General features: G+C 71.6%; 22 protein-coding genes and 2 pseudogenes. 15 read left to right on the forward strand and 9 right to left on the reverse strand.

The features are described from left to right. Nucleotides 1–107 precede the first annotated feature (107 nt). Nucleotides 108–524 carry an IS200/IS605 family transposase gene (tnpA, locus tag B9S61_RS32875; RefSeq protein WP_103542771.1) on the reverse strand — a complete coding sequence of 139 codons (417 nt, stop codon included), beginning with the start codon at nucleotides 522–524 and terminating at the stop codon, nucleotides 108–110. 25 nt (nucleotides 525–549) lie between these two features. Here tnpA and B9S61_RS32880 point away from each other — a divergent pair. Next, nucleotides 550–1,755 (forward strand): annotated as a pseudogene (locus B9S61_RS32880) (RNA-guided endonuclease InsQ/TnpB family protein); the annotation flags it as partial. Nucleotides 1,756–1,792: 37 nt separating this feature from the next. Here the strand turns inward: B9S61_RS32880 and secD are convergent. The 4 genes from secD to B9S61_RS32900 are packed head-to-tail and all read right to left on the reverse strand — an operon-like array spanning nucleotide 1,793 to nucleotide 6,274. Beyond that, complete coding sequence (gene secD / locus B9S61_RS32885; RefSeq protein WP_181007640.1) at nucleotides 1,793–4,135, reverse strand: protein translocase subunit SecD; 2,343 nt, start codon at nucleotides 4,133–4,135, stop codon at nucleotides 1,793–1,795. Between the two features lie 41 nt (nucleotides 4,136–4,176). Beyond that, nucleotides 4,177–4,599 carry a hypothetical protein gene (locus B9S61_RS32890; protein WP_103545451.1) on the reverse strand — a complete coding sequence of 141 codons (423 nt, stop codon included), beginning with the start codon at nucleotides 4,597–4,599 and terminating at the stop codon, nucleotides 4,177–4,179. Then, nucleotides 4,596–5,282 (reverse strand): response regulator transcription factor, encoded by a 687-nt coding sequence (locus B9S61_RS32895; RefSeq protein WP_103545452.1) that lies wholly within the window; start codon nucleotides 5,280–5,282, stop codon nucleotides 4,596–4,598. Before B9S61_RS32895 ends, B9S61_RS32890 begins: the two co-directional genes overlap by 4 nt. Further along, entirely contained in the window at nucleotides 5,279–6,274 is a 996-nt protein-coding gene (locus B9S61_RS32900) for a sensor histidine kinase (RefSeq protein ID WP_103545453.1), read from the reverse strand. The genes B9S61_RS32895 and B9S61_RS32900 overlap by 4 nt, the downstream gene beginning before the upstream one ends. A gap of 271 nt (nucleotides 6,275–6,545) precedes the next feature. On the opposite strand from B9S61_RS32900, the gene B9S61_RS32905 reads away from it, so the two are divergent. The 5 genes from B9S61_RS32905 (at nucleotide 6,546) to B9S61_RS32925 (ending at nucleotide 10,509) form a co-directional block, all read left to right on the forward strand. Beyond that, nucleotides 6,546–6,869: a TraR/DksA C4-type zinc finger protein gene (locus tag B9S61_RS32905; protein WP_103545454.1), complete on the forward strand. Its 324-nt coding sequence runs from the start codon at nucleotides 6,546–6,548 to the stop codon at nucleotides 6,867–6,869. A gap of 53 nt (nucleotides 6,870–6,922) precedes the next feature. After that, the gene (locus B9S61_RS32910; protein WP_103545455.1) at nucleotides 6,923–7,291 is read left to right on the forward strand and encodes a TraR/DksA C4-type zinc finger protein; all 369 of its coding nucleotides are present in this window, start codon (nucleotides 6,923–6,925) and stop codon (nucleotides 7,289–7,291) included. After that, a complete protein-coding gene (locus B9S61_RS32915; RefSeq protein ID WP_258039980.1) occupies nucleotides 7,288–8,091 on the forward strand; it encodes a rod shape-determining protein in 804 nt (267 codons plus the stop codon). The genes B9S61_RS32910 and B9S61_RS32915 overlap by 4 nt, the downstream gene beginning before the upstream one ends. 87 nt (nucleotides 8,092–8,178) lie before the next feature. Further along, nucleotides 8,179–8,802, forward strand: coding sequence for a hypothetical protein (locus B9S61_RS32920; protein WP_103545457.1), 624 nt, complete (start codon nucleotides 8,179–8,181; stop codon nucleotides 8,800–8,802). Between the two features lie 696 nt (nucleotides 8,803–9,498). After that, nucleotides 9,499–10,509, forward strand: coding sequence for a glycoside hydrolase family 11 protein (locus B9S61_RS32925; protein WP_103545458.1), 1,011 nt, complete (start codon nucleotides 9,499–9,501; stop codon nucleotides 10,507–10,509). Between the two features lie 23 nt (nucleotides 10,510–10,532). On the opposite strand, the gene B9S61_RS32930 is transcribed toward B9S61_RS32925, so the two are convergent. After that, complete coding sequence (locus tag B9S61_RS32930) at nucleotides 10,533–11,174, reverse strand: dienelactone hydrolase family protein (protein WP_103545459.1); 642 nt, start codon at nucleotides 11,172–11,174, stop codon at nucleotides 10,533–10,535. Between the two features lie 14 nt (nucleotides 11,175–11,188). Then, a complete protein-coding gene (locus B9S61_RS32935; RefSeq protein ID WP_103545460.1) occupies nucleotides 11,189–11,596 on the reverse strand; it encodes a DUF2267 domain-containing protein in 408 nt (135 codons plus the stop codon). A 136-nt stretch (nucleotides 11,597–11,732) separates the two neighbouring features. On the opposite strand from B9S61_RS32935, the gene B9S61_RS32940 reads away from it, so the two are divergent. Then, nucleotides 11,733–12,068 (forward strand): DUF6343 family protein, encoded by a 336-nt coding sequence (locus B9S61_RS32940; protein ID WP_103545461.1) that lies wholly within the window; start codon nucleotides 11,733–11,735, stop codon nucleotides 12,066–12,068. 57 nt (nucleotides 12,069–12,125) lie between these two features. Here the strand turns inward: B9S61_RS32940 and B9S61_RS32945 are convergent, their stop codons facing one another. After that, entirely contained in the window at nucleotides 12,126–12,857 is a 732-nt protein-coding gene (locus B9S61_RS32945) for a nitroreductase family protein (RefSeq protein WP_103545462.1), read from the reverse strand. A gap of 288 nt (nucleotides 12,858–13,145) precedes the next feature. Here B9S61_RS32945 and B9S61_RS42855 point away from each other — a divergent pair, with 288 nt between their 5' ends. Continuing rightward, nucleotides 13,146–13,478 carry a deoxyxylulose-5-phosphate synthase gene (locus B9S61_RS42855; protein ID WP_103545463.1) on the forward strand — a complete coding sequence of 111 codons (333 nt, stop codon included), beginning with the start codon at nucleotides 13,146–13,148 and terminating at the stop codon, nucleotides 13,476–13,478. A gap of 258 nt (nucleotides 13,479–13,736) precedes the next feature. On the opposite strand, the pseudogene B9S61_RS32955 reads toward B9S61_RS42855, so the two are convergent. Beyond that, a pseudogene (locus B9S61_RS32955) lies at nucleotides 13,737–14,689 on the reverse strand (LacI family DNA-binding transcriptional regulator). Nucleotides 14,690–14,896: 207 nt separating this feature from the next. On the opposite strand from B9S61_RS32955, the gene B9S61_RS32960 reads away from it, so the two are divergent. The 7 genes from B9S61_RS32960 to B9S61_RS32990 all read left to right on the forward strand — a co-directional run. Beyond that, nucleotides 14,897–16,201 (forward strand): ABC transporter substrate-binding protein, encoded by a 1,305-nt coding sequence (locus B9S61_RS32960; RefSeq protein ID WP_103545464.1) that lies wholly within the window; start codon nucleotides 14,897–14,899, stop codon nucleotides 16,199–16,201. Nucleotides 16,202–16,211: 10 nt separating this feature from the next. Beyond that, the gene (locus B9S61_RS32965) at nucleotides 16,212–17,168 is read left to right on the forward strand and encodes a carbohydrate ABC transporter permease (RefSeq protein ID WP_103545465.1); all 957 of its coding nucleotides are present in this window, start codon (nucleotides 16,212–16,214) and stop codon (nucleotides 17,166–17,168) included. Continuing rightward, nucleotides 17,165–17,983 carry a carbohydrate ABC transporter permease gene (locus B9S61_RS32970; protein ID WP_103545466.1) on the forward strand — a complete coding sequence of 273 codons (819 nt, stop codon included), beginning with the start codon at nucleotides 17,165–17,167 and terminating at the stop codon, nucleotides 17,981–17,983. The genes B9S61_RS32965 and B9S61_RS32970 overlap by 4 nt, the downstream gene beginning before the upstream one ends. Next, nucleotides 17,980–20,361, forward strand: coding sequence for a beta-glucosidase (locus tag B9S61_RS32975; protein ID WP_103545467.1), 2,382 nt, complete (start codon nucleotides 17,980–17,982; stop codon nucleotides 20,359–20,361). The genes B9S61_RS32970 and B9S61_RS32975 overlap by 4 nt, the downstream gene beginning before the upstream one ends. A 329-nt stretch (nucleotides 20,362–20,690) precedes the next feature. Next, nucleotides 20,691–22,301: a TIGR02677 family protein gene (locus B9S61_RS32980; RefSeq protein WP_258039981.1), complete on the forward strand. Its 1,611-nt coding sequence runs from the start codon at nucleotides 20,691–20,693 to the stop codon at nucleotides 22,299–22,301. Further along, nucleotides 22,301–23,638, forward strand: a complete 1,338-nt coding sequence (locus tag B9S61_RS32985) for a TIGR02678 family protein (protein WP_103545468.1) — start codon at nucleotides 22,301–22,303, stop codon at nucleotides 23,636–23,638. The genes B9S61_RS32980 and B9S61_RS32985 overlap by 1 nt, the downstream gene beginning before the upstream one ends. Beyond that, nucleotides 23,635–25,496: TIGR02680 family protein (locus B9S61_RS32990; RefSeq protein ID WP_258039982.1), on the forward strand; the 1,862-nt coding region annotated here is incomplete at its 3' end. The genes B9S61_RS32985 and B9S61_RS32990, both read left to right, overlap by 4 nt.

Raw genomic sequence — 25,496 nt, forward strand, 5'->3', positions numbered from 1 at the left:
GGGACTATTCGCAGTGCACCGGGCTTCAGCCCGGTGGTGAAGCGAATCTGAGAACTGCTCTGACCTCAGCCGTGTGCATGGATTGGCACTGTTCACCTCAACCCGGGTCAGAGCGGCCGGTTCTGCTGCTCGGTGTACTGCTTCACGATGCTGAGCGGTGCACCGCCGGCCGACCCGGCGAAGTACGAGCCGGACCACAGACGTTGTGCCCGCCAGTAATGGCGGACGAGGTCGGGGAACTCCTGACGGAGGCGTCGGGAGGACACGCCCTTGAGGGAGTTCACCAGCCTGGACACGGCGACCTTCGGCGGGAAGTTCACGAGGAGGTGGACGTGGTTGTTCTCGCCGTTGAACTCGACCAGCTCGGCCTCGAAGTCCTCGCACACGGCCCGCATGATTTCCTCGCACCGCGTCAGGTGCCGGTCGCCGAAGACGGAGTGCCGGTACTTCGTCACGAAAACCAAGTGGACGTGCATGCGGAAGATGCAGTGGCGACCTGTACGAACGTTCTCATCGATACCCATAAACCAACTGTGTAGCATGATCGGCGTGCAGCTTCGGTACAGCTTCCGCCTGTACCCGAGCGCCGGTCAGTGCAGCGCGTTGTCACGGGCGTTCGGGTGTGCGCGGGTGGTCTACAACGACGCGCTCCGCGCCCGGGAGACCGCCCGCAGCCAGGGGCTGCCGTTCCCCAAGACCGGGGACCTGTCGAAGGCGCTCATCACCGAGGCGAAGAACGCCCCGGAGCGGGCCTGGCTCGGCGAGGTCTCGGCGGTCGTCCTCCAGCAGTCGCTGCGCGACCTGGACACCGCGTACCGGAACTTCTTCGACGGGCTGAAGGGCAAGCGCCCGCGTATGGGTGCGCCCCGGTACAAGTCCCGCAAGGACACCCGGCAGTCCGTGCGGTTCACGGCGAACGCCCGCTGGTCGATCACACCTGGGCGGAAGCTGCGTCTGCCGAAGATCGGCGACCTGAAGGTCAAGTGGTCCCGATCCCTGCCCTCCACCCCGTCCACGGTGACCGTGGTCAAGGACAGTGCGGGCCGGTACTTCGCGAGCTTCGTCGTCGAGACCGGCCCCGGGGAACTGCTGCCGCAGTCGATGCCCGAGGTGGGCATCGACCTCGGGCTGGGGCACTTTGCGGTCCTCTCGGATGGGACGAAGGCCGACAGCCCGCGGTTCCTGCGCCGGGCCGCCAAGCGCCTCAAGAAGGCCCAGCGGGACCTGTCCCGCAAGGAGAAGGGCAGCAAGAACAGGGACAAGGCCAGGGTCCGCGTCGCACGGGCACACGCACGTGTCGCGGACGCGCGCCGCGAGTTCCACCACCAGCTCTCCACGAAGCTGATCCGCGAGAACCAAGCGGTCGCCGTGGAGGACCTGGCGGTGAAGGGGCTCGCCCGCACGCGCCTGGCCAAGTCCGTGCACGACGCCGGATGGTCGGCGTTCGTGAGCATGCTGGAGTACAAGGCCGCACGGTACGGGCGCACCTTCGTCCGCATCGGCCGCTTCGAGCCCACGTCTCAGGTGTGCTCGCAGTGCGGCGTGAAGGACGGCCCCAAGCCCTTGCACGTCCGTGTGTGGACCTGCGGGGCCTGCGGGGCCGTCCTGGACCGGGACATCAACGCGGCGGTCAACATCGCCAGGGCGGCCGGACTGGCCGTGTCAGCCTGTGGAGCGCAGGTAAGACCGGGACTCGTCCCGGCACCGCGCGGCGAAGCAGGAACCCACTCGACACCGCAGCCTGCAACGGCGCGGCAGGCGGGAATCGCCGTCCTTCAGGGCGGCGAGGATGTCAATTACCGGTGCTGGTGGCCTCGGCCCGGCCCGGTTCCTTCCCGGCCCCGGCGCCGGACTTCACCCGTCCGGACCGGGCGCGACCACGGCCCCTGCCCCGGCCCCGCCCCCGGCCACCCTTGCCGTCACCGTCACCGGCGAAGGCATCGAGCTCGATGGCGAGCGGCGAGGCGGTCAGAACCGACGAGTACGTGCCCACGAGCATGCCGATCAGCAGGGCGAGCGCGAAGTCGGTGAGCGAGTCGCCGCCCAGCAGCGCCAACGCGGCCAGGATGAAGATCACACCGATACCGGTGTTGACCGTACGTGGCACCGTCTGCAGGATCGCCTGGTTGGTGACGTCGGCCAACGGAGCCTTGCTGTCCTTCCGCCACAGCTCGCGGATCCGGTCGAAGACCACCACGGAGTCGTTCACCGAGTATCCGATCACGGTGAGCAGCGCGGCCAGGAAGACCCCGTCGATCGGCTTGCCCAGCCAGGCGAAGATACCGGTGAGGATGATCACGTCGTGCGCCAGCGCGGCCACCGCGCCGGTACCGAACATCCAGCGGAACCGGAAGGCCAGGTACAGCAGCTGCGCCGCGAGGGCCAGACCGAGCGCGATCAGCGCGTTGCGCCGCAGCTCGTCGCCGAGGCTCGGACCGATCAGCTCGTCGCGGACCTTCTCCGCCCCGCCGCCGACCTCGGCGATGGCGTCGGCGACCTCGACCGCCTCCGCGTTGGTCAGCTCCTCCGTGCGCACCGTCACGTTGTCGTCGCCGGAGGACTGTACGACCGCCTGCGGGAATCCGGCGTCGGCCAGGGCCTCCCGGGCCCGGTCCGGGTCGACGGTGGTGCTGGTGGAGTACTCGATCAGGCGGCCGCCGGTGAACTCCACACCGAAGTTCAGCCCGCGCACCACGATGCCCGAGGCGGTGACGGCCAGCACGACCGCGGACACCGCCAGCCAGCGGCGCGGACGCCGCATCAGCTGCGGGTTGCGGCGGGTGAGGTACGTACGCACCCGGCCGATCGAGGCCAGACCGGTGAACCCCGGCCGCCGGTGCACCCACTTGCGGTCCACGGCGAACTCCGCCAGCACCCGGGTGATCACCAGGGCGCTGATGATGGACGCGACGACACCGATGCCCAGCGTGACACCGAAGCCCTTCACCGGACCGGAGGCGAGCAGGAACAGCAGCACCGCCGCGATCAGCGTAGTGACGTTGGAGTCCGCGATGGCGCTGAACGCGCCCTTGAAACCGGCTGTCAGGGCCGAGCGGCTGCTCGGCCGGTTGCGCTTGCCGTATTCCTCCCGCGCCCGTTCGAAGACGAGCACGTTGGCGTCCACCGCCATACCGATCGCCAGCACGAAACCGGCCAGACCGGGCAGGGTGAGGGTCGCGCCGAGGGCCGCCAGACCGGCGTAGGAGATCAGGCCGTAGCACATCAGGGCCAGGGTGGCCAGGACGCCCATCAGACGGTAGACGACGATGATGAAGATGGCGGTCAGGGCGGTGCCGACGACGGCGGCCCACGCGCTGGCCTCGATGGCCTCCGCGCCCAGCGTCGGACCGACGGTCCGCTGCTCGACCGTCTCGACCGGCACCGGCAGGGCGCCGCCCTTGACCAGCAGGGCCAGTTCCTTGGCCTCGTCGCTGGTGAAGGAACCGGTGATCTGGGTGGACCCGCCGGTGATGCCCGCGCCGCAGGAGACGGACGGGTCGACCTGGGGCGAAGAGATGATCTTGTCGTCCAGGACGATCGCGACCCGGCGCTGCGGATCACCCGCGGGGTGACAGGCGGCCTCACCGGTCAGCTTGGCCCAGCCCTTGTCGTCCCGGAAGTCCACGGTGACGTGCCAGCCCGCGCCGGTCTGCTGGTCGAAGAGCGCCTCGGCGTCCTCGACGTCCTGGCCGCTGAGCGAGGCGGGGCCCAGCCGGAGCCGCTCCCCGGACTCGTCGGCCAGGATCTCCTCGCCCTTCTCCTGCGGCTTGTCCGCCGCGGTGGCGACACCGAGCACCGGGTGGACGGAGAGCTGCGCGGTACGGCCCAGGACGTCCGCGGCCTGCCGCGGGTCCTGCAGGCCGGGCAGCTCGACGATGATCCGGTTCTCACCGGAGCGGACGATGCTCGGCTCGGCCACACCGAGCGCGTCGACGCGGCCGCGCAGCACCTCCAGGGTGCGGTTGGTGGCCTCGGCGTCGGCCTTCACGGTTTCGGTGGAACGGGTCTCCAGCACGATCTGGGTGCCGCCCCGCAGATCCAGGCCCAGACGGACCGGAACGGTGACGGCGATGAACACGGATGCGGCGATCACGGCGAGCGCGAACAACGCCCTGACGCGGGCGGGACGTTTCACAGATGCCTCCAGCAGGCACACGGAAAAGGTAGAGGGAAAGGTCAGGTGCTGGAGGTCGCGGGCGGTGCCCGCCCCAGATCCGACGGCATGTGCGCGGCGGCGGGCGGCGCGTGTCCGGCCACCGGCGCGGGACGGGCCGGGCGGGGCGGTATCAGAGGCGTGTGCGCCGCGGTGAAGAGCAGACGCCCGGCGTGCACCGTACGTTCACCGGCGTCCCGCTCCAGCCGGGTGAGCAGCGCGCGGGCACAGACGTAGGCGTCGTCGCTGTACGGACGGGTGTCGGAGGAGGACGACGACGGGACGGGCGAGGCCGGCGGGACGGACGCGGGGGGCCCGGCGCGGGGGACGAACTCGGCGCCGCCGGTGACGCCCAGGGCCAGCAGCACGGCTGCGAAGGCGGCGAAGGCCGCCGCGGCCGCGCGGAACGGAGAGTGGGGGACACGCCCCCGCGGGCCGGTGGTCAAGGTTCGACGAGCCCGGCGCGAATGGCGTAACGCGTCAGCTCGAGGCGGTCCCGCAGCCCGAGCTTGTGCAGCAGGTTCTCCCGGTGCCGCTGCACCGTCTTGACGCTGATGAACAGCAGCTCGGCGATCTCCTTCGAGGAGTGGCCCTCGGCGACGAGCTTCAGTACCTCCTCCTCGCGCGGGGTCAGCAACTGCTCCGGCGCCTCCTCCCCGTGCCGCACCCGGTCGAGGTAGTTGCGGATCAGGGCGGTCACCGCCCCCGGGTACAGGAACGGCTCGTCCCGCGTCGCGGCCCGGCAGGCGGCGACCAGATCGCGGTCGGCGACGGACTTCAGCACGTAGCCGCCGGCGCCCGCCTTGAGCGCCTGGAACAGGTACTGCTCGTTGTCGTGCATCGTCAGCATCAGGATGCGCAGCCCCGGCTTCAGCGCGGTCAGCTCACGCGCGGCCTGCAGCCCCGTCAGCCGCGGCATGGCGATGTCCAGGACCGCCAGGTCGACGTCATGGGTACGGGCCATGGCGATCGCCTCCGCACCGTCACCGGCCTCGGCCACCACCTCCAGATCCGGCTCACGGTCGAGGATGAGCCGCACCCCGCGCCGCACCAGCGCGTGGTCGTCGGCGAGCAGGATCCGGATCTTCGGCTGCGTCCGGTGGTCGGCGGGAGTGTCCTGATGGGTCATGGCTGCTTCCTGACGGCGGGCACGGAGAGCCGGATACGTGTCCCGTTTCCTGTGGTGGAGGCCGCCGAGGCCGTGGCGGCCCCGTCCGGACTCGAGATGTCCAGCATGGCGCCGATCAGCAGTGCCCGTTCCCGCATTCCGCGAAGACCGGCACCCTCCCGCGCGGCACCGATGCCGCGCCCGTCGTCGGCCACCTCGAGAACGACACGTCCGTCACCGCCGCGCAGGCTCACCTCCACGCTCCGTGCCTCCGCATGCCGGGCGGCGTTGGTCAGACTCTCCTGCGCCACACGGTAGATCACCAACTCCGCCTCGTGGTCGAGGACGGGCAGATCGGCGTCGAAGCGGCGCCGCACGCGCAGTCCGGTGTGCGTGGCGAACTCGGTGGCCAGGGATGTCACCGCACTCACCAGGCCGAGATCGTCCAGTACCCCCGGACGCAGCCGCCGCACCAGCCGGCGGACCTCGTCGAGACTCTCCCGGGTGATCTCCTGCGCCTGCTGGAGCTCACCGCGCAGCGGCTCCGACGCCTCGTCCGCGGCCCGTTTCAGGGCCAGCAGTACGGCGGTCATGCTCTGTCCGACCTCGTCGTGCAGCTCCTGGGCGATACGGCGACGCTCGGCCTCCTGGGCCAGGATGGCGCGGGCACTGCTCGAGACTCGCTCCTCCTCCAGCCGCTCCAGCATCGCGTTGAAGGCGCTGACCAGCTCGGCCACCTCGCCGCGGCCGCGCACCGGCAGCCGCTGACCGGGGCGCAGCAGGTCGACGGTGGTCATCCGCCGGGTCACCCGGTCCAGCGGGGCCAGCCCGACTCGCAGCAGGGCCGCGTTGGCCACGAGCATGACGACGAGCCCGCCCACCAGGATCACCGCCTCGGTGAGCAGCACCGGAACGGACACGGTCACCGGAGCCCACAGCAGCAGCGCGGTGGCGCTGCCCAGCACCACCGCGTTGAGCCCGAAGATCCGCCAGTACAGGGACACGGAGGTCACGCCTTCCTCTTTCTCGTCTGCCTCTACTGTCGGTCACCGCGCGCGCTTCCGCGGCGGCGGCCCCCTTGTCCCGGGCGGACAGCGGCCAGCGTGCACGGCGGGGACCGCCCGGGTCGATGGGCCCCGCACCCCATTTCCGCCCGCCCGCCGGACCCATGCCGCACGGGGTGGGTCCTCGGACCCGGCACAGATGGGTACCGCGCCCGATGGGCGCCGGGCCGGAACCGGGCGATGGTGAAGACATCACCCGTACGTCTTGAGGAGGCCTTCCGTGTCGCTCGACCTGCCCCGCACCGAACCGCGTACCGTCCACCCGGGCGCCGACGAGGTCCGTCAGCGGCTCGAGCACGCCCGGACAACGCGGCTCGCACAGCTCAAGGCTCTCGACGAAACCGGGCAGAACCCCGGCGACCACCTGATGTCGAACCAGAAGGACGCCATCAAGCGCGTCCTCAAGGAGATCGACGAGGCCTTCGCCCGGGTCACGGACGGCACCTACGGCACCTGCCTGGGCTGCTCGAAGTCCGTTCCCCCGGAGCGGCTGGAGATCCTCCCGCACACCCGCTACTGCGTCGCCTGCCAGAGCCGCGCCTGACGCCCTCCGCCCCTCCCGTCCCGGATTCTCTCCCGCTCTGCCCAAGGGGTGCAGTGGTGACCCACCAGACCATCGACGAGCCCGACACGGACCTCACACCCGAGGACCTCGCCGCGCTGCGCGAGAACCTGCACGAGCAACGGCTGTTCCGGGAGGAACAGCTGCGGCAGTTCGCCTCCACGACCCGCGCCGACGACCGGCGCCGGCGGGCGGACGCCGCCCAGATCGAGGTCGGCGTCAAACTCGCCGCCTCCGCGCGCATGGTGCTCGCCGACGTCGAGGCGGCGCTCGCCCGGATGGAGTCCGGGGACTACGGCACATGTCATCTGTGCCGCCGCCCGGTCGAACGCCACCGCCTGCTGATCGTCCCCCAGGCCCGCTACTGCGGGCGCTGCCAGCAGGTGAGGGAGGCCGGCCGGTGACCGCGATCCGGCACCCCCGGCCGGCACCCGTGCGTCACCGGCACTGGCCGCTGTGCAGGCGCTGCTCAGGGATCGCTCTCGACCTGGGCAGCGCCCGCACCCGCGCGTGGATCGCGGGGCGGGGCATGGTCCTCGACGTGCCCACCGTGACCTTCCCGGGCACCGGTGCGGTCCACCCCATCCAGCGCGGCACCATCGTCGACACCGCCGGCACCGCCCGCATGCTGGACCGGCTGCTCGGGCACCGGCTGCCCAGGATCGGCCGCCCGCTGGTCGTCGTCACGGCACCCGTCCTGGACGGGCTCGTCTTCCGGACCGCGGCCCGCACCGCCGTGGAGATCCTCCGCCCGCGCGCCGTACTGACGGTCCCCGGCGCGCGGGCGGTGGCGCTGGCCGCGGGCGCCGACCACGTCCGTCCCCTGCTGGTCGTCGACATCGGCGCCCACCTCACCGAGGTGGTGCTGCTCGCCGACGGCGCGGTGACCGACGCCCGCCGCACCGCGCTGGGCACCGGCGACCTCTCCCACGACACGGCACCCGGGCTGATCACCGAGGCGGTGACCGGGATGGTCACGGCGATGCTGCGGCAGGACCGCACCGCGCTCACCCGCACCGCGCTGCGCCGGGGCGTCCTGCTGGCCGGCGGAGGCGCGCTGCGCCCCGACGTCACCCGAGAGCTGCCCGACAGCCTCGGCTGCGCGGTCCAGCCGGTGCCGTCCCCGCACACGGCCGCCGTCCGGGGCGCCGCGGGCCTCCTCGCCTCGGCACACCACCACCCCTCCGCCGACGGAACCCTCTGACCCACCCCACCCGGCTGCCGAGCGCTCACGCACGGGTCCGCGGACTCCTGCACGGGCCGGCGGCTCACGCACGAGAGGAGAGACGACGTGGCGGGCGAGATCCCCCCGGCACAGCTGCCCCCCGGTCCCCCTCCACGCCCCGTGCTGTGGCGCTGGCGGCGCAACCCCCTGCGCCGCCGCACCGACCGGCTCCAGACGTGGATCGGCCTCGGCGTGCTGATCGCCGTCCTGGGCGCGGCACCCGTGGCCGCCGTCCTCGTCGGCGACGCCGCACGCGGCCATTACGAGGACACCGCCCGCCACCAGTTCCAGACCCGCCACGAGACGAACGCGACGCTCACCGAGGACGCGCCCCGTCACCCGGAGCCAGGCTCGGACGAGGAGAAGCAGACCCGCTACCCGGTCGAGGTCCGTGTCGTCACCCGCGAGGGCCGCACCCGCACCACCCGGGCGGAGGTCCGGCCGGGGCTGACCGTTGACAACACCGTCCGCATCTGGATCACCGCCGACGGCGAGGCGACGGAACGGCCGCTCACCTCGGAGGAGATCCGCAGCCGCACCATGGGCTGGGCGCTCCTCACCGCCATCGGCGTCGCCCTCACCGGCGCCGCCGCCCACGCACTGACCGGCCTCGTGCTGCGCCGCCGCAACCTGGCCCACTGGGACACGGCCTGGGCGGAGACGGCCCCGCGCTGGACGACCCCCACGTGAGACGGCGCCGGCGGGGCTCACCCCCGAGTGCCCCGGGCCGGCGCCGGACGAGGACCGCCCCGGTGGCGTGAACGCGGCGTCCGGACCGCGAAAAGTCATTTTCCCGGGGCTTTCCAGGAAACCTTGAAGGGCATTTTCCTCCCGCGCGGCACCGTTCCGGACGGGGCCGCGCATGTCGACCGCTCCGGCCACCACGAGGCCCGCCGTACGTCTCTGGCCAGCGGGAACCGCGGTACCCCGGGAATCCGGAACACAGGGGCGAGCACTCCCGGAATTCCCGCACGCCGCACCGGGGAGACGATTTTCGCCATGCCCCCGGGAGAGCGATCCGGCCCCTTCGCCGAGGACTTCGGTTTCACGTCAACTGGCCGTGACGCAGAGCCGTTTCCCCCAGTCCGCCAGGAGACGCCGGCGTTCCGGCCGCACCGACCGGTCGAGCCGTGAGTCCGTCCCGGGACGCTTCGAAATATTCGGTGACTACAAGTCAATCTTCGGCATTGTTCCGCCCCCATGCTGCGAACGCAAAGATTGACCGGTTCAACATTCGTGTTGACCTGCGTAAATATGAATCATCGCCGGTCTTTGATCAAGCGAAGATTTCGAAACATTCACCGAAACTATTGACGGTTGACGCGCACAGACCAACACTGTCCGGCAATCGACCTCCCCCTCGAGCCGTCACAGGAGGCGCACCACATGAGCGTGTCCACCCACCCGAAGGGCCGCAGACGCGGCCGCCTGCTGCTCAGCGTCCGAAGCGTCTGGACCATCGTGCTGGCCGCCGTCACCGCTCTGCTCCTGACCGCGACCACCGCCACCGCCGCCGTCACCACGAACCAGACCGGCACCAACAACGGCTGGTGGTACTCCTTCTGGACCGACGCCCAGGGAACCGTCTCCATGGACCTGGGCTCCGGCGGCAACTACGCAACCCAGTGGAGCAACACCGGCAACTTCGTCGCGGGCAAGGGCTGGAGCACCGGCGGGCGCAAGACCGTCAACTACTCCGGCTCCTTCAACCCGTCCGGGAACGCGTACCTGACGCTCTACGGATGGACCACCGGCCCGCTCGTCGAGTACTACATCGTCGACAACTGGGGCACCTACCGGCCCACCGGTGAGTACAAGGGCACCGTCAACAGCGACGGTGGCACGTACGACATCTACAAGACGACCCGGTACAACGCCCCCTCGATCGAGGGCACCAGGACCTTCGACCAGTACTGGAGCGTCCGGCAGTCCAGGCGCACGGGCGGCACCATCACCAGCGGCAACCACTTCGACGCCTGGGCGAGCAAGGGCATGAACCTGGGCAGCCACAACTACATGATCATGGCCACCGAGGGCTACCAGAGCAGCGGCAACTCCAACATCACGGTGAGCGAGGGCTCCGGCGGTGGTGGCGGTGGCGGTGGCGACACCGGTGGCGGCGGTGGCAACGGCGGCTGCAACGCGACGCTGTCGGCCGGCGAGAAGTTCGGTGACCGCTACAACCTCAACGTCTCGGTGAGCGGTTCCAGCAACTGGACCGTCACGATGCGCGTGCCGTCCCCTGCGAAGGTCGCCGCGACCTGGAACGTCAGCGCGTCCTACCCCGACAGCCAGACGCTCGTCGCCAGGTCCAACGGCAGCGGCAACAACTGGGGGGTGACGATTCAGACCAACGGCGACTGGAACTGGCCGACGGTCTCGTGCAGCACCGGCTGAACCGCCGGACCGGGGGCGAGCCGTCATAGATGGTCACGTAACCAGTCGGCGGCGAGATCGGCGACCTCCTCCAGCGCTCCCGGTTCGGGAAAGAGATGGGTGGCGCCGGGCACCACATGGACACGGTGCTCGCCGGCCAGCCGCTCGGCGGCCCGGCGGTTCAGACCGAGGACCGTCCCGTCGTCACCCCCGACCACGAGCAGCACCGGACAGGCGACCAGCGCCGACGCGTCTCCCGCCAGATCCGGACGCCCGCCCCGCGACACGACGGCCGACACCCGCCGGGGCCGCTCGGCCGCCGCCACCAGCGCCGCCGCCGCACCCGTGCTCGCCCCGAACAGCCCCACCGGCAGATCCACGGTGTCCGGGCGCCGCTCCAGCCAGTCGACCGCGTCCGCCAGCCGCCGCGCCAGCAGCCCGATGTCGAACCGGTGCTCTCCCGTCGCGGCGTCCTCGCTCTCCTCGTCCACGGTCAGCAGGTCCAGGAGCAGCGTGCCGAACCCCGCCGACCGCAGCGCGGCGGCGACGGCCCGGTTGCGCGGGCTGTGCCGTGAGCTGCCGCTGCCGTGCGCGAACAGCACCATGCCGCGCGCGCCGGCCGGAATCTCCAGGTCCCCGGCCAGGTCCGCCCCGCCCGAGGGAACCGTCACGGACGCGGACACCATGCCCGCTCACCTCCTCAGCCGGATCCCTCGGCGGCCCGCCCCGCGGGGAGCAGCGCACCGATGTCCCTGGGCAGCGCGGCCACCACCTTCTCCGTCAGCTCCGGAGCGAGCGCCGCGTCGAGCACTTCCAGTACGGCGGCGGCCTCCCGCAGCGCGGCGTCCTCGTCCGTCCCCGCACGGCCGGCGATCCGGCCGGTGAACGTGGTCAGACCGAAGCGCTCGCCCCCGCCCGCGGCATCCTCGGCCTGCCGCATGGGGGCGGCCAGGGTCGGTGGCAGCTGGGCGGCCACATGGCCCGTCAGCCCGGCCGGCAGCCGTTCGGCCAGCGTCGTCAGCACGGCACGGGTCGCCATTTCGGCGGATCCCCGGTCCGGCAGCCGGGTGAGAGCCTGCACTTTGCCGATGATCTCGTCGTGATGCATGAGGCGAGGTCCTTCCTCATGGTGCGGTCGTCGCCGCACGAGTACCCGGGGCGGCTGCCCGGATACCGGTTTGCCCGAGTCCCCCTCGGCTACCCGGCACCTCCGAGCACGGCGGCCGGCCGAGGAGGTGTGCGGCATGCGTGAGGAACGTACCGACCGGACCGGGCAGCGGGTCCCCCGTTCCCGCTCCGGAGCGATCGGCCGGCGCTTCCCCCGGACCGGCACCGAGCCGGTCACCGCCCGCAGCCCCCTGCGTCTGCGCCTGGCCCTCGCCGGGATCTTCCTGCCCCTCTTCGTCGCGGGCTGCGTCCTCTTCGGCGTCTGGGCCGCGGACGCCGGCCCGGACGACAGCCCCGGCCGGGGCCCGCTGATCTTCCTCTCGGCCGTCTGCGCGTTCCTGGCGCTGACGGCCTTCGTGGACCTCCTGGTCGTCCTGCGCCGGCTGCGCGGGGAGCGTGCCACCGGCCGCTGACCGGGCACCGGGCGGGCACGGGACCGTACCCGCACGAACCCGCCCGGCTGCGGTGGCCTACCAGCGGTCGCGGTGCACGACCTCCGCCACCGGACGGCGGCTCACCGGACCGAACCTGCCACTCGGCCATCCCACCGGAATGGCCGCGAACGTGTTCATCTCCTCCGGAATGCCGAGGACGGCCTTCCACTCCTCCTCCAGGAACAGGTGCCAGATGGTGATGTTGGCGGCCAGGCCCAGGCCGCGCGCGGCCAGCAGCAGGTTCTGCACGCCCGGGTAGACGCACGAACCCTCCGCGAGGGCGGAGAAGCGCTCCTGGATCCGCCCCATACGCGCGGTCGCGTCGGCGCCGAGCGCCTCGGCGCAGCGCCGCATGCCCTCCTCCTCGATCCTCGGCTCCGGGAACCGGTAGCAGGGGATGACCAGCGCGGGCGTCTCGGCGAAGTGGTCACGCTGGTACTCGATGGCGGCGACCATACGCCCGTACGCGGCCTCGTCCATGCCGGCGGGCGCGTACTTGCCGGTCGTGGCCAGGTAGGCGTCCACACACCGCTTCCACAGCGGTGCGAGCTCGGCCATGACCGCGGGGTCGGTGACGACGACGTACTCGTACCGCTGCATGTTGCCGCCGCTGGGGCCCCAGACGGCCGCCTGTATCAGCCGGTCCAGCACCTCGTCGGGCACCGGCTCGGGGCGCAGCCGCCGCATGGCCCGCATGGTGGACATGGTGGCGAAGAGAGCGGGATCGGCGTCGGCCGGGGCGTCTGACAGGACGTCTGAAGTATTCATGATCGGGAGTGTAGGGAATCCCGCACCCGAAGAGGCCATGTGCCCGACAAGCAAGGGCTTCTGACGCCCGGTGACCCGAACCGCCCGCGTTGCGCGGCTCGAGCCCGGAGACCTGCCGGAGCGTGGAGTCGGAGGGGGCGGAGACTCCTGGGACGGGCCGTAACACGATCACCCGAAGAGTGCGCGGCACGCCGTCCCCGCGCGTGAGAGCCCCGGAGCTGTCCAGACAGCCCCCCGGCTCCCGGAAAACGCGTGGAACCGCGCACGAGCGCTGTCTACCCTTGCCGCATGGGCCACGCGAAGACCTCTTTTGTCTGCCTGCCCTGTCGGGCCTCTTACAAGCAGCCCTACGACAGGGACCGGCCGCACCGGACGTGCCCCCGCTGCGCGGAACCGCTCGTCCACGTGGGAGCGGCGTTTGCGGCGCCCCGGCGCCGGGACACCGCGGCCTGGCGCACGCTGTCCGTCCTCCTCCACGCCGGTGTCCACTTCCACAAAGGCTGCTGTGGTGGGCCCGGGTACCGTCCGCGCACTCTGAGGGAGGTCCGCGAGCGCATGACGTACGTCCGGCGCACGGGCGAGCCCTTCGCCAGGGCACTCACACGCTACGACCTGCCGTAACCACAGCTCGGACCGGCACGGTTCGTGACTTCGTGACTTCGTGACTTCGTGACGCAGCCTCCGGCGCCGTCCGCGCGTACGGCAGCACGGGACCTCGATCAGGCAGGACAGCCGGCGGCGCCCAGGTACGAAACTGCGCGCGGACGTCCTGCACCGCGCGCCCATGCCGCCTTCCGCGCTGCCCAGGCACCTCACGGCCCCGCCGGCCGGGCCGTAGCGGGAGGCCGCCGGGCGGCGGAACGGCTGTGCGCGCCGGTCTCACGCCCCCTCGTACCGCGCCGTGCTCTGCCGTACCACCAGATGCGTCGCCAGCTCGATGCGCTGGGCCGCCGCGCCCGGGTCGTCCGGGCGGAGGAGCATGCGGGAGGCCTCCTCGGCCATGTGCCGCAGGGGCTGGTGGACCGTGGTGAGGGGCGGGCTCGGCCACTGGGCCAGCGGGACGTCGTCGTACCCCACCACCGACAGGTCCTCCGGTACGCGCAGGCCCGTGACCCGGGTCGCCTCGAGGACGCCCAGCGCCTGGAGGTCGCTGCCCGCGAAGATCGCCGTCGGCCGGTCGGGGCCCTTCAGCAGATCCATGGCGTGCTCGAAGCCGCTCTGCACGTGGAAGTCGCCGAAGCGCGTGAGACGCGGGTCGGCCACCAGGCCCGCCATCGCCGTCGCCGAGCGGTAACCGTCCAGGCGGGCGAGTGAGCAGAGCATGTCCTCGGGGCCGGTGATGATCGCGACCCGCTCGTGGCCGAGGTCGGTGAGATGGCGGGTGGCGGCGAGACCGCCGGCCCAGTTCGCGGAGCCTACCGAGGGGACGTCGGGGTCGGGGTCGCCCGCCGGGTCTATGACGACGAAGGGGATGGCCGCCGCCCTGAGCTGGCGCTTGATGTCCTCCGGGAGGGTGGAGAAGACCAGTACGACGCCCATCGGGCGGCGCTGGAGCACACCCGGGAGCCACTCCGGCGCGGGGTGTGCCGGGTGCCGCTCTCGGTGAGGACCACCGTCGCACGGTTCTCCTTGGCGACGTTCTCCACGCCCCGGATCAGCTCCATCGCCCAGATGCTCTCCAGCTCGTGGAAGACGATCTCGATGAGCGGGGAGCGGGACGACGGCTGGGCGCGACGGCGGTAGCCGTGGAGGTCCAGGAGCCGTCCGACCTTGGCCCGGGTCGCGCGAGAGACATCCGATCGTCCGTCGAGGACCTTCGAAACTGTCGGCATCGAAACGCCGGCCTCTTTCGCCACCGTGGCCAGGGTGACTCTGCCGCTCACCTCGTCGTCATCGTGCATAGGCGCAGGATACGACACCGCGCGACGACAACGGTTTGGGTGAGTACCGACTCGACCGTTGACCGAAACACCGCTCTGACCTACTGTCCCACGGCATGGACTTTCGGTGATGAGACCGAAATTTTCGAAAGGCGAACGATGAAGACACGTGCGCGCTTGCCCAGACTGGTCGCCTGCGGTGCGACGCTCGCCCTGACCGTCACTCTCGCGGCCTGCGGTGGCGGCGACGGCGGGGCGTCGGCGGACGACGGCAAGATCCATGTCCTGGTCTACGGGGACGCGACCAACAAGGTCGAGAAGAAGCTCGTCGACACCTTCAACAAGACGTCCGACGTCAAGGTCGTCCTCGACACCATCCCCGGTGCGGACTACCAGAAGAAGCTGCAGACGATCATCAGCACCCCGCAGGCGCCGGACGTCTTCTTCAACTGGGGCGGCGGCAGCATCAAGCCGTTCGTCAAGGCCGACCTGCTGCTGCCGCTCGACGGCTTTATCGAGAAGAACCCGGACCTGGAGAACAAGTTCCTGCCGTCCGTCTTCAACAACGCCGTGGTCGACGGCAAGCCGTACGGCGTCCCGATGCGCGGCACCCAGCCGGTCCTGCTCTTCCACAACAAGCCGGTCCTCGCCGACGCGGGCGTCGAGCCGCCGAAGACCTGGGACGAGCTGCTCGACGCGGTCGAGAAGCTCAAGGACGCCGGCGTCACGCCGATCGCGCTCGGCGGCGGCGACATCTGGCCGACGCAGATGTGGTTCCAGTACCTCTTCGACCGGATCGCCGGACCGGAGCTGCTCGCGAACGCCCTCAAGGGCGACAAGAGCGCCTGGGAGAGCGCGGACAGCAAGAAGGCGCTGGGCGTGATCAAGGAGCTCGTGGACGCCGGCGCCTTCGGCAAGAACTACGACTCCGTCAAGTACACCAACGGCGGCTCGGTCCAGCTGCTGGCCTCGGGCAAGGCCGGCTTCGAGCTGATGGGCTCCTGGTACTACTCCCAGCAGCTGACGGACCACAAGGCCTTCGCCGAGAAGGGCCTCGGCTACAGCACCTTCCCGACCGTCAAGGGCGGCAAGGGCGACCCGGCCAACACCGCCGGCAACACCAACAACTACTACTCGGTGCTGAAGAAGACCAAGCACCCCGAGGCCGTCGCCGAGTTCCTGAAGCTCATGTACTCCGACGAATTCGTCAAGGAGCAGCTGGCGATCGGCAACCTGCCGACCACGACCAACACCGACAAGTTCATCGACACCGCCAGCAACCCCGAGTACGCCCGCTTCCAGTACGACCTGGTCGCCGACGCCCCGTCGTTCCAGCTGTCGTGGGACCAGGCGTACCCGCAGAAGTCCAGCTCCGACCTGCACAAGGCCATCCAGCAGTTCTTCAACGGACAGCTCGACGCGGACGGCTTCATCAAGGCCATGCAGGCCCTCCCCACCGAGTGACGAACGGCTCATGACCACAAAGATCACGAGCGCTCGGCCCGCCGCCGGCCCCCGCAAGGGGTCCCGGCGGCGGCCGCCCGCCTCCTCCGCAACGACGGTGGGGCGCCCCGGCTTCGCCTGGGCGCTGCCCGCCGCCGTGTTCTTCGCCCTCTTCGCGATCACCCCGCTGATCATGGTGGCGGTGCTGTCCTTCATGAGCTGGGACGGGCTCGGCTCGCCCGAGTTCGTCGGCATGGACAACTGGTCGCGCCTGATGGACGACCCGGTGATGCTCAACAGCGTCTGGCTGACCCTGCTGCTGACCGTGCTCGGCGTGGCCATCCAGACGCCGCTGAGCATCGTGCTCGGCGTCTGGGCCGCCGGCCACCAGCGCAACCGGGCCGTGCTGTCCGTCATCTACTTCATCCCGCTGCTGCTCTCCGCCACCGCCGTCTCCGTGCTCTGGCGGGCGCTGCTCGACCCCAACTTCGGCATCCCGGCCGACGCCGCCTGGCTGTTCGGGGACGGCAACCTGTTCGGTGAACAGGCCACCGCCATCGGCGTGCTGGCGTTCGTCAGCACCTGGCAGTTCACCCCGTTCCACACACTGATCTACCAGGGTGCCGCCCGGGCCATCCCGCAAGTGCTGTACCAGGCCGCCGAGATCGACGGGGCGGGCCGCTACCGGCAGTTCTTCCACATCACCCTGCCGCAGCTGCGCAACGCGATGATCACCTCGATGATCCTGATGATCGTCGGAGGCCTGACCACCTTCGAGACGGTCCTCATCCTGACCCAGGGCGGCCCCGGCACCGACACCACCATCAGCGCCTACTACATGTACGACAAGGCGTTCAAGAGCTTCGACTTCGGCACCGGCTCCGCCATCGCCCTGGTCCTGGTCATCGCGGCCACCATCATCTCGCTGGTCGTCGTCAAGGTCTCCGGCTACGACAAGATGCGCAGCACCATGGAGGGTTCGTCATGAGGCGCCGTCCCCACTACCTGGCCGGCGCCGGCTCGATCTTCTGGCTCATCGTGGTCGGCCTGCCGCTGTACGTGATGATCGCCGCGACCCTGCGCACCCGCCAGGACTACGCGGAGAACGGTCCGGTCTCCATCCCGGACAGCTTCACCCTGGACAACTACACCGGCGCCTTCGACTCCGGCTTCGACCAGTATTTCTTCAACACGCTCGTGGTCACCGCCTGCGTCATCGGCATCGTGCTGCTGCTCGTCCCGCCGCTTGCCTACGCGATCGTACGCAGCCGAGGCCGGACCACGTCGGCGATCTTCCGGCTGTTCCTGCTCGGCCTCGCCATCCCCGCCCAGGCCGTCATCGTGCCGATGTTCTACCTGATCAGCGAGGCCGGGCTGTACGACAACCTGCTCGGCGTCATTCTGCCGACGGCCGCCTTCTGCCTGCCGATGTCGGCGCTGATCCTCAGCGGCGCGATGCGTGACATCTCCCCGGAGCTGTACGAGGCCATGGCCATGGACGGCGCGAGCCCGAGGCGCATGTTCTTCCAACTGGTGCTGCCCCTCTCACGGGGCGGACTGTCCACCATCGTGGTCTTCTCCGCGCTCCAGGCGTGGAACGGCTTCCTGTTCCCCCTCGTCCTGACCCAGTCCGACTCCACCAAGGTCGTCACCCTGGGTCTGTACAACTTCCAGACCGAACACGGCATCGACATCCCCGGTCTGCTGGGAGCAGTGGTGCTGTCCATGGTGCCCATCCTGCTCGTCTACCTGTTCGCCCGTCGCGCCCTGGTCCAGGGTCTGATGGGCGTCGGAGGAAAGTGACTGCCGACGTGGCCGTAGAGACCACCCCCGAAGCCCCCCTCTGGAACGACCCCGATCACCCCGTAGCCGCCAGGGTCGACGCGCTGATCGGCGCGATGACCCTGGAAGAGAAGATCGCCCAGCTGTACGGCGTGTGGGTCGGCGCGTCCGCCAACGGCGGCGAAGTGGCCCCGCACCAGCACGACATGGAGGAGGCCGTCGATCTCGACGCGCTTCTGCCCGCCGGTCTGGGCCAGTTGACCCGCCCCTTCGGCACCGCACCCGTCGACCCGGCTCTCGGCGCGCTCTCCCTGCTGCGCACCCAGTCCCGCATCACCTCGGCCGGCCGCTTCGGCATCCCCGCCGTCGCGCACGAGGAGTGCCTGGCCGGCTTCGCCGCCTGGGGCGCCACCGCCTATCCCGTCCCGCTGTCCTGGGGCGCCACCTTCGACCCCGGCGTCGTACGCCGCATGGCCGCCGCCATCGGCCGCGACATGCGCTCCGTCGGCATCCACCAGGGCCTCGCGCCCGTCCTCGACGTGGTGCGCGACGCACGCTGGGGTCGCGTGGAGGAGACCATCGGCGAGGACCCCTACCTCGTCGGGACCATCGGCACGGCCTACGTGCAGGGTCTGGAGTCCGCCGGGATCGTCGCCACCCTCAAGCACTTCGTCGGCTACTCGGCCTCCCGCGCCGGCCGCAACCTCGCCCCCGCGCCCATGGGCGCCCGCGAACGGGCCGACGTCCTGCTCCCGCCGTTCGAGATGGCGATCCGCGAGGGCGGCGCCCGCTCCGTGATGCACTCCTACACGGACACCGACGGCGTCCCCGCCGCCGCCGACGAGAGCCTGCTGACCGGACTGCTCCGCGACACCTGGGGCTTCGACGGCACCGTCGTCGCCGACTACTTCGGCATCGCCTTCCTCAAGACCCTGCACGGCATCGCGGGCGACTGGGCCGGCGCGGCGGGCGCCGCGCTGACGGCCGGCGTCGACGTCGAGCTGCCCACCGTCAAGACGTTCGGCGCGCCACTCGCCGAGGCCGTCACCGACGGCCGGGTACCGGAGTCGGTCATCGACCGCGCCCTGCGCCGCGTCCTCGCACAGAAGGCGATGCTCGGCCTGCTCGACCCGGACTGGAGTCCGGTGCCGCCCGCCCTCGACGGCGCCGACCTGGACGACCCGGAAGCGCTGCGCGGCAAGATCGACCTGGACGGTCCCGAGAACCGGGAACTGGCCCGCGAGATCACCGGGAAGGCCGTCGTCCTGCTCACCAACGACGGCACCCTGCCGCTCGCCCGGCCCCGCCGCATCGCCCTGGTCGGCCCCAACGCGGCCGAGGCCACCGCCGTACTGGGCTGCTACTCCTTCCCCCGGCACGTGGGCGTGCAGCACCCGGACGTCCCCGTCGGGATCGACCTGCCCACCCTGCGGGACACCCTGGCCGCCGAATTCCCCGACGCCGACATCACGGTCGCCCGCGGCACAGGCATCGACGACGGCGACCTCTCCGGCATCGGTGAAGCGGTGGACACGGCCCGCGACGCGGACATCGTCATCGCCGTACTCGGCGACCGCGCGGGCCTGTTCGGCCGCGGCACCAGCGGTGAGGGCTGCGACGCGGAGTCCCTCGCCCTGCCCGGCGTCCAGCAGCAGTTGCTCGACACCTTGCTGGACTCCGGCACACCGGTGGTGACCGTCCTCCTCGCGGGCCGCCCGTACGCGCTCGGCCGGGCCACCGCCGAGTCCGCGGCGATCGTGCAGTCCTTCTTCCCCGGAGTCGCCGGCACCCACGCGATCGCCGGAGTCCTCAGCGGCCGCACCGCCCCCTCCGGACGGCTCCCGGTGAGCGTGCCGTGCGGCCCGGGATCCCCGCCGGCCACCTACCTCGGCGCCCGCCTCGCCCAGGCCAGCGAGGTGTCCAACATCGACCCGACGCCGGCCTTCGGCTTCGGACATGGCCTGACGTACACGGAGTTCGCCTGGAGCGACCTGGAGGTGGACGCCCAGGAGGCGGGCACGGACGGCGAGTTCACCCTCTCCCTCAGCGTCCGCAACACCGGTGAGCGGTCCGGCACCGAAGTCGTGCAGCTCTACCTCCACGACCCGGTCGCCACCGTCGTCCAGCCGGTGCAGCGCCTCGTCGGCTACACCCGGGTGGAGCTGGACCCGGGCGAGGCCCGCCGGATCCACGTCACGGTCCCGGCCGACGTGGCCTCCTTCACCGGCCGCGCCGGCCACCGCATCGTCGAACCGGGCGCACTCGAACTCCGCCTGGCCGCCTCCAGCACGGACGCGCGCCTGACGGCGAACGTCACGCTGACCGGCCCGGAACGCCGGGTCGACCACACCCGCCGCTTCCACGCGGCGTTCAGCCAGGAGCCGACTGCGGAGGGATGAGCCGGCTCCACCCGAAACACGGCCGGCCCGGACCGCACGCACGGTCCGGGCCGGCCGTGTGCCGCACTCCCTTCCGGCGGGCCCGGACGGGCAGCGGTCGGGTTCCGGCCCGCCGTCCTGTCCTGCCGGATGCGTCGGATGCCTGCCCTGTCTGGACCGGCAGGCGTCCGAGGTGGTGGGCGTCCGGATCGCGGCACGGCCCCTGATCTCTGACCGGCCCTGAGAGAAGGGGATCGACCATGATCGTATGTGATCGAATATGACGCATGCCGGGTCGGTCCTCGCCACCCCATTTCGCGCTGTCAGTGGCGGTCCGTAGCCTCGACGGTGTGGAGGGGAAAGAAGGAGACGCACCGCAGGGGCGGGAAACGGACGCGGAGGACTGGCAGCGGCTCAGCGCGTACACCTACCTCAGCGCGCCCGAGCGCCTGGAGTACATCGCGGTGATGCGCGTGTTCTGCGGCACACTGCTGGCGGACCTGTCCGTGCCCGACCTGATCGGCAAGCTGGCCGAGCGCGGCGGCCCGGGGACGGTACCGGACGCGGAGACGCTCACCCGCAGGCTCGAGGAGCTCGTGCGCTGGGGCAACCTGCTGCGCAGCACCCACACCGTCAGGGCGACGAGCATCTCCGAGTACCAGCGCTCCCGCTGCCGCTACCAGCTCTCCAAGCTGGGGGAGCGGGTGCAGCGCGACGCGGACGAGGTGCTGTCCGGGGCGGACGCGGCCCGCGAGGTGAGCAGCGAGCTGCTGGCCCTGGTCGACCGGGGTCTTCGCGAGATCGCCGCCATGGCCGCGACGCCGGGCGGCGCGGACCCGCAGCAGGCACTGGAGCGGATCAGCACCCTCTTCGTCCAGTTCACCGGCTTCGCCGAGTCCGTCCGCGACTTCTACGCCTACCTGGGCCAGGTGCTGGCGCGCTACGACCTCGACTCGGCCGAGTACCAGGGGTTCAAGGAACTGCTGCTCGACTACGTGCAGGCCATCACCGAGGACGTCTCCTTCCGGGCCCCGCGCATCGCGGCCCACCTGGACGCCGTCCGACCCCACCTGCCCGCGCTGCTCGCCCGGATCGACGAGCACACGGCGGGCATCGGAACGCTCGCCGGCGGACTGCCCGAGACCCGGGTGCAGCGCAGCCGCGGCCGGGACCTGGCGGACTGGGAGGGACTGCGCGAGTGGTTCACCACCGGCGGAGCGCACTCCAGCCAGGTGGACCAGCTGCGGGACGCCACCCTGCGAGCCCTGCACTCCCTCCTCGCCAACGCCAAGCGGATGCTGCGCTCGGCCTCGGGCGAGATGTCCCGCCGCAAGGACCTGCTGCGACTGGCGGCCTGGTTCGACGCGGCGGAGCCGGAGGAGGCCCACGACCTGGCGGTCGCCGCCTTCGGCCTCTACGGCGCGCGGCACCTGGGAGTCGCGCCGCATCCCGACCGGTCCGTGCCGGCCTACGTGAGCTGGTGGACCGGACCCGTGGTGGACGTGCCGGTGGCGCTGCGCGAACGCGGCAGCCGGGCTCCGCGCGGACGCGCGGCGGCGGCCGAGGACCACTCCGAGCAGAAGCACCGCCTGATGGAGCGGGCCCGGCAGCAGGCCGCGGCCCGTCGGTCGGCGGCCGACGAACTGCGCAGCGCCTCCGGCCGGTTCGACCAGGTGCGCCTCGGCGCCCCGGCCATGCGCCTGCTGCTGGAACTGCTCACCACCGCCCTCGGCAACGCCCGCCTGCACAAGGACGCAGGCGACTTCCTGCTCGACGGCGCACAGGCGGCCGACGCGGACCTCGGCATCCGGCTGACCGCGTGGCGCACGCCCGGCCTGTCCACCGTCCTGCGGTCCGTGGACGGCGACCTGACCACGGACGACCTCACTGTGACCGTCGAGAGCACGTCCGCGCCCGCGGTGGGGGAACCGATGCCCGGGGCCGGGGAGGCGAGCGCCTGATGTCCCTGCCCTCCGCCCATGACGTAGCCCTCGCGGCCGAGCGCCGCACCGCCGCCCGGCTCCTGCTGGCCCAACCGCTGGTCACCAGCACCGGACCGCACAGCGACGCGTTCCCCCTGATCCGCCGCCACGCCGACTGGCTCGCCCAGCGCTTCCAGCAGGTCTTCGGCTACCGCCTGCTGGTCGAGGCCTCCTACGCCCGGCTGTTCAAGGCGGGCCTCGGCCCCGGCTCGGGCCACCGTCTGGAACGGCCGTCGACCGGTACGCCGTTCACCCCACGGACGTACGCCTACCTGGCCCTCGCCCTGTCCGTCCTCGTCACCGCACCGGAACAGCTCCTGCTCTCCCGGCTGGTCGCCGATCTGCGCGCCGCGGCCGTCGACGCCGGCATCGACGTCACCGACACCGGACGGCAGGCCGAACGGCGGACCCTGGCGGCCGCCCTGCGGCAACTCGTCGACTGGGGCGTCCTGGTGGAGACCGAGGGCCAGGTGACGGCCGTCGCCGAGGAGCGGGCCGGGGAGGCACTGCTCACCGTGGACCGCGACATCGCGCGAGCCGTCGTCGCCGGCCCGCTCACCCAGAGCCGCGACGGGGCGGACCTCGTGCGCCGGGCCGCCGACCCCGGCTTCGGAGGGCCCCGTACGTACGTCCGCCGGCGCCTCGTCGAGACCCCCGTCGTCCACCTCGACGACCTCACCGACGCCGAACGCGAATGGCTGCGCACCCGACAGCGGCGCGAGGCACAGGCCTTCTCCGAACTGCTCGGCCTGGAGGCCGAGATCCGCGCCGAGGGCATCGCCCTGATCGACACGGACGACGAACTCACCGACCTCCGTCTCCCGGGCACCGGCACGGTCGCCCAGGCCGCGCTGCTCCTCGTGGAACGACTGGTCGAGCGGCTGCGACCCGAGGACCCGGGCCATCCGGCGGTCGGCGGCCGGCTCGTCATCGGCGTACCCGTCCCGGCCGGGCTGCTCCCCGGCCTGCTCGACGAATTGATCGAGGAGTACGGCAGACGCGGCACCTGGCAGCGCGGCCATCTGGAGGACCGGGACGGATTCCTCGCCGCCGTACTCGACCTCCTCGTGAGGATGCGCCTGATCGCACCCGCCGGACCGGTCCGCGCGGACGGCCACGGCGTGCCCGAGGAGTACGACGGGACGACGGCCGACGGCCGCTCCGTCACCGACGTCTCGGGCGCACGCGGCCAGGACCCCGCCGGCGGTGGCTGGATCCTGCTCGCCGCGGCCGCCCGCTACGCCACCACGGTGGCGCTCACCCCGCGTACCGCCCCGTCCCCGACGGACGACCCCGGCAAGGAGCCGCCCCGATGAACCGCCCGCCGTCCCCGCACCGCTACCGACTGCACCGCGCGGGCATCCGGAACGTGTGGCAGTACGACCACCAGGAGTTCACCTTCGGCGAAGGCCGCCTGCTACTGCGCGGCAAGAACGGCGCCGGCAAGTCCAAGGCCCTGGAGATGCTGCTGCCCTACCTCCTCGACGGCGACGCCCGCGCGCTGGACGCCACGGGAACCGGGCGCACCACCCTGGCCTGGCTGATGCTCGACGGCTTCGCCCGGACCAACCGGCTGGGCTACCTGTGGCTGGAGTTCGCGCGGACGGACGAGGAGAGTGGCGAGCAGCACCTGACCGTCGGCGCGGCCGTCAGGGCATCGCAGTCGACCCGGACGGCGAAGCCCTTCTTCTTCACCACCGGGCTGCGGGTCGGCGAGGACCTCGACCTCGCCCCCGCCGGCCAGCCCCTCCCCGTGGACCGGCTGAAGACGCTGGTCGGCCCGGAGAACGTCACCGACCGCGCCGTAGAACACCGGGCCAGGGTCGCCCGTGACCTGTTCGGCCTCACCGACCCGGCGCGCTACCGCAACCTGCTCCACCTCCTGCACCGGCTGCGCCGCCCCACCATCGGCGACCGCATCGACTCCGGCGGACTCGTCCAGGTCCTCGCCGAGACCCTGCCCGGCCTCGACGACGAGGTCGTGGAAAAGGTGGCCCGCAGCCTGGACGACCTGGACTCCGTCCGGGCCCACCTCGGACGCCTCGAACGCACCGACCGGGCGCTGCACGCCTTCCTCACCGGCTACCGCGGCTACCTCCACGGAGCGCTGCGCCGCCGTACGGACCGGGCCGACGCGGAGCTGGAGCGGCTGAGGAAGCACCGCGGAGCCGCGGACGACGCGGCCCGCACGGTGGAGGAACTCCGCGGACGTGAGCGGGAACTCGACGCCCGCATCGACCACCTCGTGGCGGAGCAGGACGCGGCCGGGACGGACCTGTCCGCACTCCACGCGAGCGCCGGCTACCGCAGCCTGCGGGAACTGGGGGAGAAGCGCGCCACCGTCACCGCCCTGCACAGTGCGGCCGACGCAGCGTTCCGGGCCGTACGCCAGGCACACCTGGGCGAGGAGGAGGCGGGGCGGCGCCTCACCGCCGAGGCCGGGCGGCTCGGCGCGGAGCTGGTCGAACTGAGCACCGCCCACGCCGAGTCGGTACGGGAAGCCGAGCGGGCCGGGCTGGACCCCGTGCACCTCGGGGAGCCCGTCGCGACACCGGTCGCGCCGGTCGCACCGGCCACCACGGCCCACCTGACGGCCCCGGACGGCGACTTCCACCTGATCCGGCACGGTGAGGTGCTGGCGGTCGACACCGGGATCTGCACCACCGCGCTGCAAGCCTGGGACGCCCGGCTCGACGCCGCACAGCCGGTGATCAGGAACCGGGCCCGCTTCGTCACCGAACTGGCCGCCCTCATCGAACGGTCGGACGAGGCCCGTCGCGAGGCGGACGCGGCCGACGCCGCACGCGAGCGCCTGGAGGCCCAGGTGGAGTACGCCCGTACCCGGGCGGAGCAGCGCCGGCAGGAGACGGCCTCCGCGTCGGAGACCTACGCGGAGGAGGCCGGAGCCTGGGCCGGGCGGCTGCGCGAGCTCACCGGGCTGCCCCTGGACGAGGTGCTCGCCCCGCTCGCCCACGACCCGTCCGAGGGACCCCTGCCCGCCCGCACCCCAGACGAGGTGGCGGAGACGGCCCGCTCCGTCGTGGAACCGTGGCTGGCGGACCTGGGCGAGGAACGCGACACTCTCTCCCTGGCCGTCCGCGCCCTGGAGGCGGAACGGGAGGACCTCCGCCGCCGGTACGCGGAATGGGAACGCCGCACCGACCCCGAACCCCC

The sequence above is a fragment of the Streptomyces sp. SM1 genome (genome assembly GCF_002910825.1).
Lineage (GTDB): Bacteria > Actinomycetota > Actinomycetes > Streptomycetales > Streptomycetaceae > Streptomyces > Streptomyces okerensis.